Consider the following 16,298-nt stretch of genomic DNA (forward strand, 5'->3'; position numbering starts at 1 on the left):
GACCGAATGAGCAAAGATATCTCCCGTCTTCTACGCCCAGAATCCATCGCGGTGATCGGCGGCGGCGCGTGGTGCCAGCAGGTTATCCTGCAGTCGGAACGCATGGGCTACGCAGGGAAAACCTGGCCTGTCCATCCCAAGGCGGATGAAATTGCCGGGCACAAGGCCTACGCACGGATTGAAGACCTGCCATCGTCCCCGGACGCGGCCTTTGTTGGCATCAACCGTCACGCCACCGTTGAGGCCGTTCAGGTTCTGTCAGACATGGGCAGCGGCGGCGCAGTTTGCTTTGCCTCTGGCTTCTCGGAAGCTGCAGCCGAGGATCAGGCAGGAGGAGATTTGCAATCAGAGTTGATCAATGCAGCAGGCAGCATGCCCATTCTTGGGCCAAACTGCTATGGCTTTATCAATGCGCTTGATGGTGCACTGTTGTGGCCCGATCAGCATGGAGCCGCTCGGGTAGATCGAGGCGTTGCCATTCTGACCCAGAGCTCCAACATCTCGATCAACCTGACTATGCAGAAACGAGCCCTGCCGATTGCCTATATGGTGACTTGCGGGAACATGGCGCAGACCAGTCAGGCTGAGATTGCCTTGTCGCTGATCGATGATCCACGGGTCACTGCCGTCGGTTTACATATCGAGGGCTTCAAGGATATCCGCGAATGGGAGGCCCTTGCTGCCAAAGCACATCGGAAAGGCGTGCCTCTGATCGCACTTAAGGTGGGTGCATCCGAACAGGCGCAGGCAGCAACAGTTTCTCATACCGCCTCACTGGCAGGGAGCGATGCGGGTGCGCAGGCTTTGCTAAACCGGCTGGGCATCCCGCGCCTGTCCTCGCTGCCCGAGTTTCTGGAAACCCTGAAATTGTTGCATTGTTATGGGCCTTTGCCGGGGGGCAACATTGCTTCGATCAGCTGCTCGGGCGGCGAGGCCAGCCTGATCGCAGATATGGCGATCGGCACTGACCTCAGATTTCCAGAACTGTCCAGAGACAAGCAAACCCGATTGCGCGATGCGCTTGGTCCGATGGTCGCACTAAGCAATCCACTCGATTACCACACCTATATCTGGCGCGATGAAGAGGCGATGGCGAACGCTTGGGCCGGAATGACTGGCGACGACATAGATCTGACATTCACGATCGTTGATTACCCGACCACCGATCCCACAGATTGGGCCGCTGCCACGCGTACAGCACAAAAAGTGCGGGCAGATACGGGTGCGCGTTTTGCCGTGGTTTCTACCCTGCCCGAATTGCTACCTGAAGATGTAGCACAAACCCTAATGGAGGCCGGTGTGGTACCCTTCATGGGTCTCCGCGAAGCCCTTTCTGCCACGCGCGCGGCGGGTCAGGTCGCCGTACCTGCAAGCGCGCCAGTCTGCTTGCCGGGTACGTCTGATGTCAAGCATACGTTATCCGAAGCCGAGGCCAAGCAAGCTCTGGCTGCCCATGGTTTGCGCATCCCTCGAAACAGGTCCGTCCGAAGCGCAAAGGAAGCCCTCAGCGCGGCGCAAGAAATGGAAGCGCCATTTGCTGTCAAAGGTGTCGGCCTTGCCCACAAGTCCGAACATTCCGCTGTACGATTGAGGGTTCAGGCTGCCGATGTGACAGGTGTGGCAGCGGATATTGGAACCGATGAGATCCTGATCGAAGAGATGATCACGGGTGCGGTGGCTGAAATCCTAGTCGGTGTGGTGCGGGACCCTGCCCATGGCTTTGTGCTGACAATAGGGGCCGGTGGTGTCTTGACCGAAATATTGCGCGATACCACCTCTCTTCTGGTCCCGGCAACATCCGACAGTATTCGCGCTGCTCTCGGCGAACTAAAGATCGCGTCATTGCTGGCAGGCTATCGAGGCCAACCAGCGGCTGATATGGATGAAATCGTTGCCGCCATTCAGGCCGTTCAAGACTATGTAATGCAAAATGCCGAAACGCTCGGCGAGGTCGAAATCAACCCGCTTCTCTGCACGCCCACCCGGGCGGTGGCGGTGGATGCGCTTATCAGAAAGGCCTGAGAAATGGACCCGATCAAGACCCGCCGTGACGGCGCAATTCTCGAAGTGACGCTGGATCGGCCAAAAGCCAATGCAATCGATCTAGCTACCAGCCGCATCATGGGGCAGGTATTTGCCAAGTTTCGCGATGATCCCGAACTGCGCGTCGCGATCTTGACCGGAGCAGGTGACAAATTCTTTTGCCCTGGCTGGGACCTGAAGGCAGCCGCCGAAGGCGATGCCGTAGATGGAGATTATGGTGTCGGTGGCTTTGGCGGTTTGCAGGAGTTACGCGATCTGAACAAACCGGTCATCGCGGCCATCAATGGTATTGCCTGTGGTGGCGGGCTCGAGCTTGCGATTTCAGCCGATATGATCCTGGCCGCTGAACACGCAACTTTTGCCCTGCCTGAGATTCGATCCGGAACCGTTGCAGATGCGGCGAGCGTCAAGCTACCCAAACGCATTCCCTACCACATCGCGATGGAGCTATTGCTGACTGGACGCTGGTTCGATGCCGAAGAAGGTCAGCGTTGGGGCTTGGTCAATGAAGTCCTGCCTGCCGATCAACTGATGGATCGTGCCTGGGAATTGGCGCGTCTGCTCGCCTCGGGTCCTCCGCTGGTTTATGCTGCGATCAAAGAGGTCGTGCGCGAAGCTGAAGACAGCAAATTTCAGGACGCCATGAACCGCATCACCAAGCGCCAGCTGCGCACCGTCGATATCCTCTATTCCAGCGAGGATCAGCTTGAAGGCGCAAAAGCCTTCGCTGAAAAGCGTGATCCGGTCTGGAAAGGAAAATAAGTTCAAAACACCGCTGCCTTCATCGCATTGGCGCAGTTTTGCGCCAATCGCTCAGCTAAGCTTGTTTTTTGTCAGAACACACTTTTACTATCCTGCAATTCAGGCCACAGCTACTTTAACTGGAAGAAGGAATGTCAAAGCGGCCCGATGCAGGACAAGAAAACAGAACCAGAACTTGAGATCGGGCGAACCCTGCAGCGTTTGCGACAGGAACGTCAGCTCACGGTGACCGAACTTGCTGCGCAGTCAAAGGTTTCCGCGCCCATGATCAGCCGAATCGAAAATGGTCATGTGTCGCCGTCCCTTAGTACCTTACACGCGTTGGCAGATGCACTATCTGTCTCTCTGATGGCGATGTTCAGCCATACCGACACGACCTCGGATGTGCATCACGTTCAGGCGGGAACCGGATTGCCGTCGCGGCGTATCACACCAGACCATGCCCATGACTATCTACTGCTCGGCAAACACAGCGGGCCTAGCGGGTCATTCCAATCCGCACGCATCCGCATCTCAAAACAAGACCAACGCAAGTTGCCTAACTATCAGCACGAAGGCTACGTCTTCATCTACATGATTGAAGGCAGCGCCATCTATGGCTGTGGGACCGAAGAGTTCGAGATTTCAGAAGGTGACACGCTCAGCTTCGACGCCAAGCTCCCACATGGGGTGCGGGACATCCTGTCAGACGAAATTGAATTCGTGACCGTGTCGACGCGACCGCATTGATCTTTGCAGATGCCCTAGGTTCCACGCCGCGTTTGCCATCCGATCAGGCTGAAACACGCAAACACTACTGCAGCAACACAAACAATGGATGGCCCTGCAGGCGTATCAAATATGTAAGCAGCCCGTAGCCCGGCGATTGCGGAAAATGCACCAATCGCCGCCGCAATCAAAGCCATCGCTTCCGGTGATCTGGCCAGACTGCGCGCAGCCGCCGCCGGGATGATCAGCATTGCAGCAATCAAAAGAACACCTACGACCTTTATCGCCACGGCCACTGTAACTGCCAGAGACAGCGTCAGGATCAACTGCTCTCGCTTGGGGTCAAAGCCGCTGGCATAGGCCAACTCTTCATTCATGGTCGCCGTCAAAAGCTGCGACCAGCGCCATACGATCAGGGCCACGACAAGCGCTGCGCCCCCCCAGATCACAACCAGATCGGTGCGTGACACGGCCAGAATATCACCGAAGAGATAGGCCATCAGGTCGATGCGAACACCGGACAGGAACGATACGGCGACTAGACCGAAGGCAAGTGCAGAATGTGCTAGAACACCCAGCAGTGTATCCATCGCGTAGCCACGTCCGGACAACAGTGTCACGGTAAGTGCCATTGCAAGCGCAACAGCTAGCGCCCCAGTAAAGATGGACAGCTGAAACGTCAGCGACAAAGCGACACCCAGGATTGCCGCATGGGCGGTGGCATCCCCGAAATAGGCCATTCGACGCCAGACAACAAAACACCCCAGTGGTGCCGCAGCAAAAGCAACGCCAACACCTGCAAGCGTCGCGCGCGTCATGAAATCATCCAGCATTATTCTGCGGCTTCCTGAGAGGTTTCACAGTGACCGTGATCGTGATCATGGTCGTGATCATGGCGATAGAGGGCCAGTGCGCCTCCGGTACCCGTTCCGAACAGGGCCCGATATTCCGGGGCCGAAGCTACGACTGCGGGGGACCCTTGGCAGCACACATGACCATTGAGGCAGATCACCCTGTCCGACGCGCTCATGACCACGTGCAATTCATGGCTGATCATCAGTATGGCGCATCCGGTTTCACGCCGGACCTCCTCGATCTGACGATAAAACGCCGCAGACCCCGGTTGGTCGAGACCCTGAGTGGCTTCGTCCAAAAGCAGAACGTCGGGCCGATTGATCAACGCCCGCGCCAGCAAGACGCGCTGAAACTGTCCGCCTGACAATTGCGACATTTGGCGCTTTAGCAGATCCGGCACCCCAGCAGTTTCAAGCGCTTCTGTACATTGAAGCCTAGAGACACGATCCGTCAGACGCATGAATCTTTCGACTGATATCGGCAGGGTCGGATCAATGTGCAGTTTTTGGGGGACATACCCGATTTTTAGCCCAGGCTTCAGCGTAACCTTACCTTCTGCAGGCTTGGTCGCGCCAATGACGGCACGCAACAGGCTGGTCTTTCCCGATCCGTTTGGACCAACGATCGTCACGATTTCACCAGCCTCGATCGTCATGCCGACATGGCGCAGAACGGTATTCGCGCCATAACGCACGCTGAGGTTCTCAACGGTGATCAGGGTCATGTCTACGCCTTTTCGGTGCAGTCTGGGCAGAGTCCCTCGGCTTCTACAACGGTTCGCTCGATTTCGAAACCCGCCGCGCGCGCAGCTGCGCCGAGGACGCCTTTGGATGGCGCCGACTGGGCCTCGGCAACAGCATCGCACTTTCTACAGATCATGAAAGCCGGGGAATGCGACGCTCCTGGATGAGAACAGGCCACAAAGGCGTTCAAACGTTCGATCTTGTGGACGAACCCGTTCTGGACAAGAAAATCAAGCGCGCGATAAGCCACCGGCGGCTGAGAGCCAAAACCGGCTTCGCGCAAACGGTCCAGAATAGCGTATGCCCCGAGCGACTTGTGGTCTTGCAACAGCATTTCAAGAACTTTTCGCCGCACAGGGGTTAGCCGCAACCCTTCTTCCCTGCACCGAGCATCCGCTGTGGCCAACGCCGTTTCGACGCAATTCTTGTGATCATGCTCCTGAAATCCTACCGGCGCATCTTCACCAACCGAAATGGGGTGCATCTCACTTGTCATGTTATACCATATCATATATGCCGCTCGTAACGTTATAAAATCACACAGAGGGTCTGATGTCCAGAAAGCTGCTCCCACTATCGATTACCGCTGCATTGATGGGCGGAACCGCCATGGCGGATGCACCCAAGGTTGCGGTTGACATCGCACCCGTTCACTCACTCGTGGCCCGGGTGATGGAGGGGGTAGGAACGCCTGAATTGATAGTGCAGCCCGGTGCCTCGCCACACGAATACAACCTTCGTCCGTCAGAAGCAGCCGCACTGCAAGAGGCAGATCTGGTATTCTGGATTGGCGAGGACCTGACCCCGTGGATGGAAGGCGCAGTCGAGACGCTCAGCGACGGGGCGACTGTTACGGCGTTGCTTGAGTCGGACGGAACGGTTGTGCTCGATTTCCGTGAAAGTGCTTTGTTCGAAGCGCATGACCATGGCGACGACGAAGATCATGGGGATGACGATCATGACGATCACGACCATGCTGAGGATGATGGTCATGATCACGACGAAGAGCATGCGGATGAGCATGACCACGATGATCATGAGGACCACGCCGGACATGACGACCATGAGGGCCACGCGCATGGCGAACATGATCCGCACGCCTGGCTCTCTCCGGTCAACGCAGAAATCTGGCTGAAAACGATCGCGGCGCAGCTTTCTTCGGCTGACCCAGACAACGCAGGTGCTTATTTTGCAAATGCGGCAGCTGCGCGTGAAGAAATGGCTGCTTTGTCAGCGGAAGTGGCCGAAACGCTGGCGCCGGTCAAAGGTGGCAGCTTCATCGTGTTCCACGATGCCTATCAATATTTCGAAGATGCCTTTGGCTTCCCGGCCTCGGGTGCAATTTCCCTCAGCGATGCGACCGATCCAAGCCCGGCAAGGATCGCCGAAATTCAGGGGCGTATCCGCGACGAAGGTGTGGATTGTGTCATGGCTGAACCCCAGTTCAACCCCGGAATTGTCGCAACCGTTCTCGACGGCACCGAAGCTAAAACCGGCATCATGGACCCGCTGGGATCTGATCTGGAACCCGGAGTAAATCTGTACCCGCAACTCATCCGCAATCTGGCCAAAACACTGTCTGAGTGCCTTTGACTCAATCAACAGCCTGGTTGGGAGTTGGTTCTGGCCAGGCTGAAATCAGACAGAGTTCTCCGCTCATCGTTCCAACAAAGTCATCAGTATTCGGCTACCGGCCTCTCTAAGCTGTCCAATTTGGCGGCTAAGCTGCCGGCGCAAGTCAATCATCGCCAGCGGACTTTCGATGCCGCGCTCGACCAGAGGTTGGATCACGCCAATCTATTCCTCCAGAAACGCCGCCTCCACACCTGTACGGTCGGGAAGATCAAATTCTTGTCCGGATATCTGAGCCTCAAGTCTCGCGCGCGACGCGATCGCAATCGCCTGTCGCGGCCTGCCAATCGCCTAGATCACGCCACGAATACGAACGGGAAGGGCAGATCGACCAAAGCAACCAGCGAGGCAGACGTAAAGAAATCCCTCACGACTTCAAAGTCCTGAAGGATCGAGGCCATGCGTCCATTCTGCCCGCCCCGGGCTTTCATTATAAGCGCCATCAACTGATTGAACAGCCGCTCGGTGATCTTCAGGTCCGCCCGTTTTCCCGCTGCATCGATGAACCGTGTCCGCAATTTCTTGATCAGGAAATCGAACAACAGTGCAAGGCCAACTCCGACGACCAGAGCCAGTAAGCTATCAACCACTTCGTTTGGCAGATTGGGGTCATGAACGACCATGGTGAACAGCGACGTCGTCGGCCCAAGCACACTTATCACCATCGCGGCCAACATATTCTGAATGTAGACCACGCGCAGATCGCTGAACGCAGACCAAAACCATTGGCCTTGCGGGGCAGAGCGGTCCTCGTCCGAACGGCGCGAGCATTATGCGCGCAATATCCTGCGCGTCTTGCGCAGTCGTGTTTCCTGTCGCCGCCAGATCTGAGGTTCGCTGAATCCGGTGCTGACATCGATCGCAAGAAAGCGTCGGTGTCTTCTCGATCCAGAACCACTAAAGGTTGAACATCTGGGGCAAACGCCAGGACCAGAAACAAGTACAGGTCCAGTTTGAGTAACCGCGCTTTCCCAAAACCTGACTGTAGCCCACCGCCTCCACTGCGCTGACCGCCTAGGCGACTTCATCGCCCTAGAACACCCGAAAGATATCCACCTCGGACAAACCGAGACCTAAATGCTCTGTCAGTAGTCGGAGGTGCGTATTCAGCGGGTTAGTCGCAGTCGGGTTCACGACGGATATCACAAGGTTGGATCGGTCGGCTGTGCAACACCCAACGCGTCCAGGATATCGCCCGTGACCGCCAGCACGGCATATTCTGCACGACGTGCCTGAGCCTCAAGCTGGATCACCCGAACCTGCGCAAGATTCAACTCGCGCAACGCATCCAATATCTGTACCAGCGTGCTGCGCCCGATATCAAACTGTCCACGAGCTGCATCTAGCGCTTGCTCGTTGATCTCGACAGCGCGCCGGGCTGCGGCGAGCCGTCGCTGGATTGAATTGGTCTCTTCCAAGGCCTGGGAGAGATTACGTTGCAACTCGCGCCGCAATTCTTCTTCATCAGCCCGGCTTTGTTGAAGATTCGCCCTTGCGGTTTCGACATTGGCGCGCGCGGATCCCCCTTGGTAAATCGGGACCGTTACACCCAATCGGGCCTGCACACCGTCGTCGATACTGCCCTGGTCGAAATCTGTCTCAAGAATCGCAGAGAGTGTTGGGCGGGTCGCTCGTTCGGCAACCACGACCTCTTGTTCACGCACTTGACTGAAGGCGACCTGAGTACGCAGACGCGGGCTGCGTGCAACCATTTGCTGCGAGGTGGCCGCTGCCAGAATGGGTGCGGGGGGGATGGGCGGAATTATATCGGGTCGCGTTCCGAAGACTTCGACCCATGTTGCCGTCGCCAGTTCCACATCCGTATGAGCCTGCGCTAATTCTGTCTCGGCGTTAGACTTCCGCCCCTGCCCCGCCAGCAAATCTGCCACCGATCCGGCCCCGGCATCAAAAAGGGACTGGAGGTCGCTGACCAAAACGTCCGTACGATCCAGATTCTGCTGGGCTTGTTCTTCGAGGCGGCGATTTCGATCCAGATCAATTATGGTCTCGATGGCCTCGAAGCTCAGCGCGCTCAGCTCTGACAATTCGTTTAACCAGGTCTGCCGGGCTTCAATCTGACGCAAACCCACACGACCCGAGACTTTGCCACCATCATAGATGATCTGGCTAAGCCGCAGGATCGGGACTGTATCCCCATCGGACGTCAGGGATGTCTCGGCCTCGATCTGCGGCAGGAACGCGCCTTGCTCGGCATCAATGCGGGATTTCGAAGCCAGAACGCTGGCGGCTCCGGCTGCGGTGGTGGGCGATGTCGCGACAGACCTTCGCACCAACTCAGCGAATTCAGTGCGTGCGACATTTCCCTTCAGATTATTCCCCCCCGATAAGGGGGCGGGGGCTGGTGTCGCCCCGGGATCAAAGGACTTGGTTCCCTGTAAATCCTGACTGCAGCCCGCCAAAATAATAGTGGCTATCACAACCGACAACCATGCCCTCATCCCGCTAAAGCTCCTGATTTCAACTCTGAGATAAGCAACAAATTTCCAGTCAGTTAATCGTGGAACTTGCTGCCCGCATTTTGCGTTACAGGAGAAAGTGCGGTAAAAAGGTAACCATATTCTTTACGAGTTTAATGTTCTGGCACGACATCAGTTTATCAAGATGCGGGTCCAGAAAAATCAAGCGGAGCAAGGGCGCAAATCCCATCTGATAATCCGCGAGCTTTCGGCCGCCAGCAATGTTCTGTTTAGCAAGTTTGATTCAACCAATCACAACTCATCCAACCTTGTTGCCTTGGCTCCAGACACCGCGCAAAACTGGTGTTTGACCCATGCGACGCACACGTAGAACGTCACCGCGTAGACCTACTTTCAGGATGCCACGGTCATCAAGACCGACAGCCATTGCAGGATTACGTGTAACCGTGGCCACAGCACGTGGCAGGTCGTCCCAAACACTGGCAAGATGAAAAGCCGACAGCAGTAGCGCAGAAGGCACATAGTCGGAAGACACAATTTCCAGAAGATCGGCCTTTGCAAGATCTTCAGCCGCGACATTGCCGGAATGCGAGCCGCCACGGATCAGATTCGGGGCACCCATCATGACGGCGATGTTGCGGGTACGGCAGGCCTCGGCCGCCTCGAACGTGGTTGGGAATTCGGCGAAAGCCACACCATTTTCGGACGATTTTTTGACATGCCGCGCCGTGGTATCGTCATGGCTGGCCAGCGCGGCGCCAAGACGGGCGGCTTCGATCACTGCACCGGCTTCGTGCTTTTCTCCGAAACGCTGCTGTAGACCACGCAGGTTCTCGACATGTGCAACGAAATCGGCGTCGGTCATACCGCGCTTTTTGGCGACATAGGTCTTCAATGCACTCAGATCGCTGAATTGACGTTGACCCGGCGTGTGGTCCATCAGACTGACAATGCCAACCCTGTCTTCCGGCCCGAAGGTCGCCAATTCCTCAAGCAGTGTCTCCGAGCAGATCTCGGCTCGCAGGTGAAGGAAATGGCTGATCTTGAAATAGCCTGCGGCGCGCGCCGACAACAGTTCGTCCGCCAGTTTGCGGGCATAATCGATGTAACGGCCCTTGCCGCTGTGAATGGAACCTACTCGCATGGCGTCGAACACGGTTGTGATTCCGGTCGAAGCCAGCTCGCTATCATGCGCGATCAGGGCCGGAAGATGAGGCCAGTCCACTTCCGGGCGAGGCTCGATATGACGTTCGATATTGTCGGTGTGCAGCTCGACCAGTCCCGGAAGGATGTAATCACCTGCACAATCGACCGCGCCGGTCGGAACATGATCCCCTTCGGTGATCTCGGAAATGATGCCCTGTTCGATTGTCACCGAACCGGTTACTACCCGATCGGGCATCACAAGCTGGGCATTCGCAAGGCACAGATTATCTGACATATCGCTGTCACAAGCCTTTGCCAAAGAGGGTGCGGGAAAAGGGGAATTCATGTCATACTCTCGATTTGCAATCTACTACGTGCCGCCCGAAGGACCATTGGAACAGTTCGGCGCGCGCTGGCTGGGATGGGATGTCGTGCAGGGCTGCGAGGTGCCTCAGCCCGATCTGCCCGATTTGCATGACGTTACGATGACACCGCGCAAATACGGCTTTCACGGAACGCTGAAACCACCCTTTCAACTTGCCGGAGGTTATTCGCTTGAAGCCCTGAAAGCGGCGGCGTCTGAGATGGCCGCTGGCCTGGCGCCTTCGAGCTGTGAACGGCTGAGTCTGACGAGGCTGGGCCGGTTTCTCGCTTTGACCCCACAGGGCGATGTGAGCGGCTTGCAAAGAATTGCTGCGGCCTGTGTACGTGAGCTTGACCCGTTTCGCGCCCCAACCAATGAGGCTGAACTTGAGCGGCGGCGCGGTGCAAGGTTGAGCCAACGTCAGGAGGCACTGTTGATCGAGTGGGGTTATCCCTATGTGATGGACGAGTTTCGGTTTCACATGACGCTGACGGGTCGGCTGCCGAATGGTGATATTCCTGTATGGACCGAGGCACTGCGCCGCCATTTGCCAGCCTTGCCCGAGCCCTTCGTCATCGACCAAATTGCCTTGTGCGGCGAGCGCATTGATGGGCGTTTCGAGCTTATTCATCGGTACGCGCTCGCTGGTTGAAGGACCCCTGCGGCGCGCGCAACCGTCTCGGCCAGTGGGCCATCGTTGGAAATGGTGATAACGTCCAACCCATCGGGCAAGGGTTTTTCTGCCTGAGCAAGCCGATTTGCAATCTCGCTATCGCTTTCTCGGCCGCGAGTCGCCAAACGCCGTGCAAGAGTTTCCGGCTTCGCCGTGATATTCAGGACAATGAAGCGTGGGAAATTTTCTGCGGCCTCGAGCAGAGCTTTGCGCGAGAAATTTGCCAGACAGTCTGCGCCATCACTCAGCCGATCTTTGACGGCAACCGGTATCCCGTAGCAAAGCCCATGAGCAACCCAATGCACCGCAAAGGCACCATTCGCTGCCATTTCTTCAAATTCGGCGATTTCGACGGCGTCATAGTCTTCCCCGCCCAACTCTGGTGCCCGGGTGATGACGCGGCGCACCAAATGCAAATCGGGCAACAAGTCACAAAGCCCTAGCATCACACTGTCTTTGCCAGCCCCCGACGGGCCAACCACAGCGATGAGGCGACCCCGGGTCATGCCGCGACCTCGGGTGAAAACTGACTGGCGTCGATTTCGCGATCACAAACGCGCGCCCTAGCCGCTTCGTCATGGAAAATGCCGATGATTGCAGTACCACGCGCCTTTGCCTCTTCGATGAGCCTTAGAACAACCTCGCGATTGGCCGCATCCAGACTGGCAGTCGGCTCATCCAACAGCATCGCGGGATAGGAATGGGCGAACCCGCGTGCGATGTTGACACGCTGCTGTTCACCACCCGAGAAGGTAGTCGGTGAAAGGGTCCAGAGCCGCTCGGGAATGTTCAGTTGCCGCAACAGAGCTTCAGCCCGCGCCTTCGCGTCAGCAGCGGAAATGCCCACAGCCCGCAAGGGCTCGGCCACGACATCGACGGTGGGCACGCGCGGAACCACGCGGAGAAACTGGCTGACATAACCCAGAACCTCGCGGCGCAGGGCGATAACTGTCCGAGGCTCTGCCTGCACGATATCCACATCACCGATGCGAATTTCTCCGCTTCGGGCCAGATAGTTGCCATAGATCATACGCATGAGGGTGGACTTGCCCGCTCCAGACGCGCCCGTCAGCGCTACGCATTCGCCCGGAGAGACCGAGAAGGATACATCGCTCAGCACCTCGATCACGGCCGCACCTTGATTATGGAGAGTGAAAGTCTTTGAGACGTTGTTAAGCTCAATCATTGCTCACACCTGCAAAACGGAACTGACAAGAAGTTGGCTATAAGCGTGTTGCGGGTCATCAAGTACTTGATCGGTCAGGCCTGCCTCGACCACGCGGCCCGATTTCATCACCATCAACCGATCTGCCAGCAGGCGCACCACGGCCAGATCATGCGTGACGATGATCGCCGACAAGCCCATGTCGCGAACTAACCCACGCAACAAGTCGAGCAACCGCGCCTGAACGGACACGTCCAGACCTCCCGTTGGCTCATCCATGAACACCAGCCGAGGACCGGTCACGAGGTTTCGTGCAATCTGCAGGCGCTGCTGCATCCCACCCGAAAAGGTCGTCGGGCGATCATCCACACGGGAGGCATCGATCTCCACTCGTTGAAGCCAATCCGTGGCCTTGTCACGTATGTCGCCATAGTGACGCTCTCCAACGGCCATCAGCCGTTCACCTACATTCCCACCGGCACTGACGCCCATGCGCAACCCGTCGCGTGCATGTTGGTGGACAAAGGCCCAATCGGTACGGCTCAGCATCCGGCGCTCGGGCTCGGACATCGTTACCGTGTCCTGCGGACCTTTTGCGCGGGTGTCGAACACAACCTCTCCGGCATCCGGGGTCAGATGCCCGGCCATGCAATTCAGCAGTGTCGACTTACCTGACCCGCTTTCGCCAACGATCCCCATGACCTCACCGGGATAGAGATCGAATGACACATCGGCACAGCCAATATTTGGGCCATAGCGCTTTGTGATGTCCCGAACAGACAGCAAAGGTGTCATGCGGCGTCCTTTCCTTTGTGACCCGCCGCCTGGCGCGCCTCGCAATAATCGGTATCCGAGCAGACGAACATCCGCCCACCCGCGTCATCGATGATTACCTCGTCCAGATAGCTGTCCTCGGCACCGCACAAGCCGCAGGCTTGGTCGGCCTTGGACGCCTCAAACGGATGATCCTCAAAATCCAGTGAGACAACCTGCGTGTAGGGTGGCAGCGCGTAGATCCGTTGTTCACGCCCAGCTCCGAACAGCTGGATCGCAGCCATATGACCAAGCTTTGGGTTATCGAATTTCGGGATTGGCGACGGGTCCATCACATAGCGGCCTTCGACCTTCACCGGGTAAGCATATGACGTCGCGATATGCCCATGACGACTGATATCTTCGTACAGCTTCACATGCATCAGCCCGTATTCCTCAAGGCTGTGCATCTTGCGGGTTTCGCTCTCTCGCGGTTCCAGAAAGCGCAACGGCTCAGGGATAGGCACCTGATAGACAAGGATCTGACCTTCTTGCAGCGGCTCCTCGGGAATCCGGTGGCGAGTCTGAATCACGGAGGCGTCGCTTGTCGTTGTGGTTGTTTCAACCCCTGCAGTGCGTTCAAAGAAGGTGCGGATCGAGACCGCGTTTGTGGTATCGTCCGAGCCCTGATCGATCACCTTGAACGTGTCATCCGGGGTCAACACAGCGGCCGAGACCTGCACACCGCCCGTACCCCAGCCATACGGCATAGGCATTTCGCGCGAGGCAAACGGCACCTGATAGCCCGGGATCGCCAGACTTTTCAGAATTGCACGGCGGATCATCCGCTTGGTCTGTTCGTCCAGATAAGCAAAGTTATAGGCGTTCATTCCGCAGCCTCCTGCACCTGATCTGCGCCCGCTTCACGGCGCAGTTTGCGCACCAGTTCCAGTTCAGACTGGAAATCGACGTAATGCGGTAGCTTGATATGCTCCAGAAAGCCCGTCGCCTGTATGTTGTCCGCGTGATAGAGGACAAACTCGGCATCCTGAGCCGGTGCGCCTACGTTATCTTCACCCAATTCTTCCCACCGAAGTGCGCGGTCGACCAGAGCCATCGAGATCGCCTTGCGTTCAGTCTGACCAAACACAAGCCCATAACCTCGGGTGAATTGCGGCGGCTCAGTTTTGGAGCCTTTGAACTGGTTGACCGTTTCGCATTCGGTCAGAACGACCTCGCCGATTTCGATGGCAAAGCCCAGTTCCGGGATCTCCAATTCAACCGTTACCGTCCCGATCCGAAGCTCTCCAACAAAGGCGTGGTTGCGCGCGTATCCGCGCTGCGTGGAATACGCGAGACCGAGGGTGAAGCCCTCGTCCGCACGGGTCAGGGCTTGCAGGCGCAAGGCGCGATCAGCGGGCATCTCAAGCGGCTCGCGGGTCAAATCAGGTGGCGGCGTATCGTCGTGCTGCGCTTCCTCAATCAGACCTTCGCGATTGAGAAAATCCGTGACGTGAGGCACATCGCCCGGTACTACTTCTAGGGCGGGGGCTTCGGGCAAGTCACCTTCAGCGGCCAGTTTGAAATCCAATAAGCGATGAGTGTAATCGAAGGTCGGCCCCAGCACCTGCCCGCCCGGCAAGTCCTTGAAGGTTGCCGAGATGCGCCGGTCACAGGCCATTGCGCCGGTATCGACAGGCTCGGAGGCACCAAAGCGTGGCAATGTGGTGCGATAGGCGCGGATCAGGAAGATCGCCTCAATCAGATCGCCACGTGCTTGCTTGATCGCAAGCGCGGCCAGATCAGGATCAAACAGCGATCCTTCGGCCATTACCCGATTGACCGCGAGGCTAAGCTGTTCGCGGATTTGCGCGATGCTCAGCTCCGCTACATCGGTATCACCCCGACGTTCTTCGGCAAGCCAGGCGTGGGCGTTCTCAATCGCGCGCTCACCGCCTTTTACTGCTACATACATCAGGACACCTCGGTCGTTCTTGGCAAAGCCGCTAAGCGGCTGCCATTCGTGAAGATGAAGTCGAGCCCCAGCGGAAACAGCATTCGATTATGCTGAAACGCCTCAAGCTCGGGCAGTGAAAGCGCTGCTTTATCCTTGATGCCCGGACCTGTCAGAGTAGCCCCTGAAGCGATGATTTCGGGGCATTCCACGATCAACGTGGCAGAGCGATCCGGATATTCGGACGTCCCGATCGGGTATGCGTTCAAGGGTCCAAGATCCGACCACGCACCAACGGCAAACATACAATGCGACGGGCCGGCCAGCGGTGCGCCCGTGTGGAAGGCAAGCCAGCTGCGTACGGCGTCGCAATCCAAAGCACCGGCCAGATAAACGGGCGTCTCGGTGTCGCAGAGCGTCAACAGCACCGCGCCCGCTGATGCCGACAAGGGAGGCGGGGGCACTGCGCCAGAAATCTCGTGCATCGTGCCGGGACGCGCCATTGCTTCCATAACACTACGAAAGGCGTGGGCGGATTGGATCGCGGGGTCCGTGAAACCGCCGGTCAGGGCTTCTGACTGCATCAATCCTCTCCTCGTACCATTGTGAAGAAATCAACCTTAGTGGCTGCGGCTTTGGCAGCACGGGCGACTTTTGCTGTGGTCCGTTCAGCCTGCAAGGGGGCCAGCAGATTGGTGCGCAAAAGCTCAGCTGCAGCGGTCTGCATTAACGCATCAACCAGCGCGGCAGCTTCGGCATCGTCCTTGCGGCGGCCTTGGATATAGGCATGCCCGACTTCACCCGTTTCCAGCGTCAACGCGCAGCGGGTTACCGTCATTTCACCCAGATTGAATGGCGCGCCGGTCCCGCCTGCACGTGCGCGCACCATGGTGCTGCCAATCTCAGGCGCGCGCAGCCATGTGAAGCCGGGGCGAGTCATCGCTGCATCCAGCAGGGCTGCCACGCGTCCCTCCGACGCTTTGGCCAAAAGGCTCATCCAAGCCTTTCGGTCGGCGTTTTCATCAAAAGTGTCTTTCATCTCGACAACTTTTCCATATACTA

At 57.4% G+C, this 16,298-nt stretch carries 18 protein-coding genes; 5 read left to right on the forward strand and 13 right to left on the reverse strand.

Features of this window, described 5'->3' with window-relative positions:
• Positions 1-6: 6 nt before the first annotated feature.
• The 3 genes from ACR0AH_RS08150 (at position 7) to ACR0AH_RS08160 (ending at position 3,534) form a co-directional block, all read left to right on the forward strand.
• Positions 7-2,022 (forward strand): acetate--CoA ligase family protein, encoded by a 2,016-nt coding sequence (locus ACR0AH_RS08150; RefSeq protein WP_480591258.1) that lies wholly within the window; start codon positions 7-9, stop codon positions 2,020-2,022.
• Positions 2,023-2,025: 3 nt separating this feature from the next.
• Positions 2,026-2,805, forward strand: coding sequence for a carnitinyl-CoA dehydratase (locus ACR0AH_RS08155; protein ID WP_480591259.1), 780 nt, complete (start codon positions 2,026-2,028; stop codon positions 2,803-2,805).
• A 147-nt stretch (positions 2,806-2,952) separates the two neighbouring features.
• A complete protein-coding gene (locus ACR0AH_RS08160) occupies positions 2,953-3,534 on the forward strand; it encodes an XRE family transcriptional regulator (protein WP_170407703.1) in 582 nt (193 codons plus the stop codon).
• Between the two features lie 14 nt (positions 3,535-3,548).
• Here the strand turns inward: ACR0AH_RS08160 and ACR0AH_RS08165 are convergent, their stop codons facing one another.
• From ACR0AH_RS08165 to ACR0AH_RS08175, 3 genes are read right to left on the reverse strand one after another with little or no spacing between them, the layout of a single operon-like run.
• Complete coding sequence (locus ACR0AH_RS08165) at positions 3,549-4,346, reverse strand: metal ABC transporter permease (protein WP_170407700.1); 798 nt, start codon at positions 4,344-4,346, stop codon at positions 3,549-3,551.
• Positions 4,346-5,092, reverse strand: coding sequence for a metal ABC transporter ATP-binding protein (locus ACR0AH_RS08170; RefSeq protein ID WP_170407697.1), 747 nt, complete (start codon positions 5,090-5,092; stop codon positions 4,346-4,348). Before ACR0AH_RS08170 ends, ACR0AH_RS08165 begins: the two co-directional genes overlap by 1 nt.
• A 2-nt stretch (positions 5,093-5,094) precedes the next feature.
• Positions 5,095-5,607, reverse strand: a complete 513-nt coding sequence (locus ACR0AH_RS08175) for a Fur family transcriptional regulator (RefSeq protein WP_170407694.1) — start codon at positions 5,605-5,607, stop codon at positions 5,095-5,097.
• A gap of 56 nt (positions 5,608-5,663) precedes the next feature.
• Between ACR0AH_RS08175 and ACR0AH_RS08180 the strand changes: the two genes are divergently transcribed.
• A complete protein-coding gene (locus ACR0AH_RS08180) occupies positions 5,664-6,704 on the forward strand; it encodes a zinc ABC transporter substrate-binding protein (protein ID WP_480591262.1) in 1,041 nt (346 codons plus the stop codon).
• A 335-nt stretch (positions 6,705-7,039) separates the two neighbouring features.
• On the opposite strand, the gene ACR0AH_RS08185 is transcribed toward ACR0AH_RS08180, so the two are convergent.
• The 3 genes from ACR0AH_RS08185 to ACR0AH_RS08195 form a co-directional block, all read right to left on the reverse strand.
• The gene (locus tag ACR0AH_RS08185) at positions 7,040-7,438 is read right to left on the reverse strand and encodes a 6TM ABC transporter family protein (RefSeq protein WP_170422901.1); all 399 of its coding nucleotides are present in this window, start codon (positions 7,436-7,438) and stop codon (positions 7,040-7,042) included.
• 447 nt (positions 7,439-7,885) lie between these two features.
• A complete protein-coding gene (locus ACR0AH_RS08190; protein WP_480591265.1) occupies positions 7,886-9,034 on the reverse strand; it encodes a TolC family protein in 1,149 nt (382 codons plus the stop codon).
• 445 nt (positions 9,035-9,479) lie between these two features.
• Entirely contained in the window at positions 9,480-10,673 is a 1,194-nt protein-coding gene (locus tag ACR0AH_RS08195; protein ID WP_480444198.1) for an alpha-D-ribose 1-methylphosphonate 5-triphosphate diphosphatase, read from the reverse strand.
• Here ACR0AH_RS08195 and ACR0AH_RS08200 point away from each other — a divergent pair.
• On the forward strand, positions 10,672-11,343 hold the full coding sequence (locus tag ACR0AH_RS08200) for a DUF1045 domain-containing protein (protein WP_480591269.1): 672 nt from the start codon (positions 10,672-10,674) through the stop codon (positions 11,341-11,343). The genes ACR0AH_RS08195 and ACR0AH_RS08200 overlap by 2 nt on opposite strands.
• Here ACR0AH_RS08200 and phnN read toward each other — a convergent pair.
• From phnN to phnG, 7 genes are read right to left on the reverse strand one after another with little or no spacing between them, the layout of a single operon-like run.
• Positions 11,319-11,870 carry a phosphonate metabolism protein/1,5-bisphosphokinase (PRPP-forming) PhnN gene (gene phnN, locus ACR0AH_RS08205; protein ID WP_170394325.1) on the reverse strand — a complete coding sequence of 184 codons (552 nt, stop codon included), beginning with the start codon at positions 11,868-11,870 and terminating at the stop codon, positions 11,319-11,321. The two genes, ACR0AH_RS08200 and phnN, sit on opposite strands and share 25 nt — an antisense overlap.
• Positions 11,867-12,550, reverse strand: coding sequence for a phosphonate C-P lyase system protein PhnL (gene phnL / locus ACR0AH_RS08210; protein WP_170394324.1), 684 nt, complete (start codon positions 12,548-12,550; stop codon positions 11,867-11,869). The genes phnN and phnL overlap by 4 nt, the downstream gene beginning before the upstream one ends.
• Positions 12,551-12,553: 3 nt before the next feature.
• Complete coding sequence (gene phnK / locus ACR0AH_RS08215; protein WP_170394315.1) at positions 12,554-13,324, reverse strand: phosphonate C-P lyase system protein PhnK; 771 nt, start codon at positions 13,322-13,324, stop codon at positions 12,554-12,556.
• Positions 13,321-14,172 (reverse strand): alpha-D-ribose 1-methylphosphonate 5-phosphate C-P-lyase PhnJ, encoded by an 852-nt coding sequence (locus ACR0AH_RS08220; protein ID WP_480591272.1) that lies wholly within the window; start codon positions 14,170-14,172, stop codon positions 13,321-13,323. Before ACR0AH_RS08220 ends, phnK begins: the two co-directional genes overlap by 4 nt.
• Positions 14,169-15,257: a carbon-phosphorus lyase complex subunit gene (locus ACR0AH_RS08225; protein WP_480591275.1), complete on the reverse strand. Its 1,089-nt coding sequence runs from the start codon at positions 15,255-15,257 to the stop codon at positions 14,169-14,171. The genes ACR0AH_RS08220 and ACR0AH_RS08225 overlap by 4 nt, the downstream gene beginning before the upstream one ends.
• Entirely contained in the window at positions 15,257-15,820 is a 564-nt protein-coding gene (gene phnH / locus ACR0AH_RS08230; protein WP_480591277.1) for a phosphonate C-P lyase system protein PhnH, read from the reverse strand. The genes ACR0AH_RS08225 and phnH overlap by 1 nt, the downstream gene beginning before the upstream one ends.
• The gene (phnG, locus tag ACR0AH_RS08235; protein ID WP_480591280.1) at positions 15,820-16,275 is read right to left on the reverse strand and encodes a phosphonate C-P lyase system protein PhnG; all 456 of its coding nucleotides are present in this window, start codon (positions 16,273-16,275) and stop codon (positions 15,820-15,822) included. The genes phnH and phnG overlap by 1 nt, the downstream gene beginning before the upstream one ends.
• Between the last annotated feature and the right edge of the window lie 23 nt (positions 16,276-16,298).

It is taken from the genome of Ruegeria sp. AM5 (genome assembly GCF_056540645.1).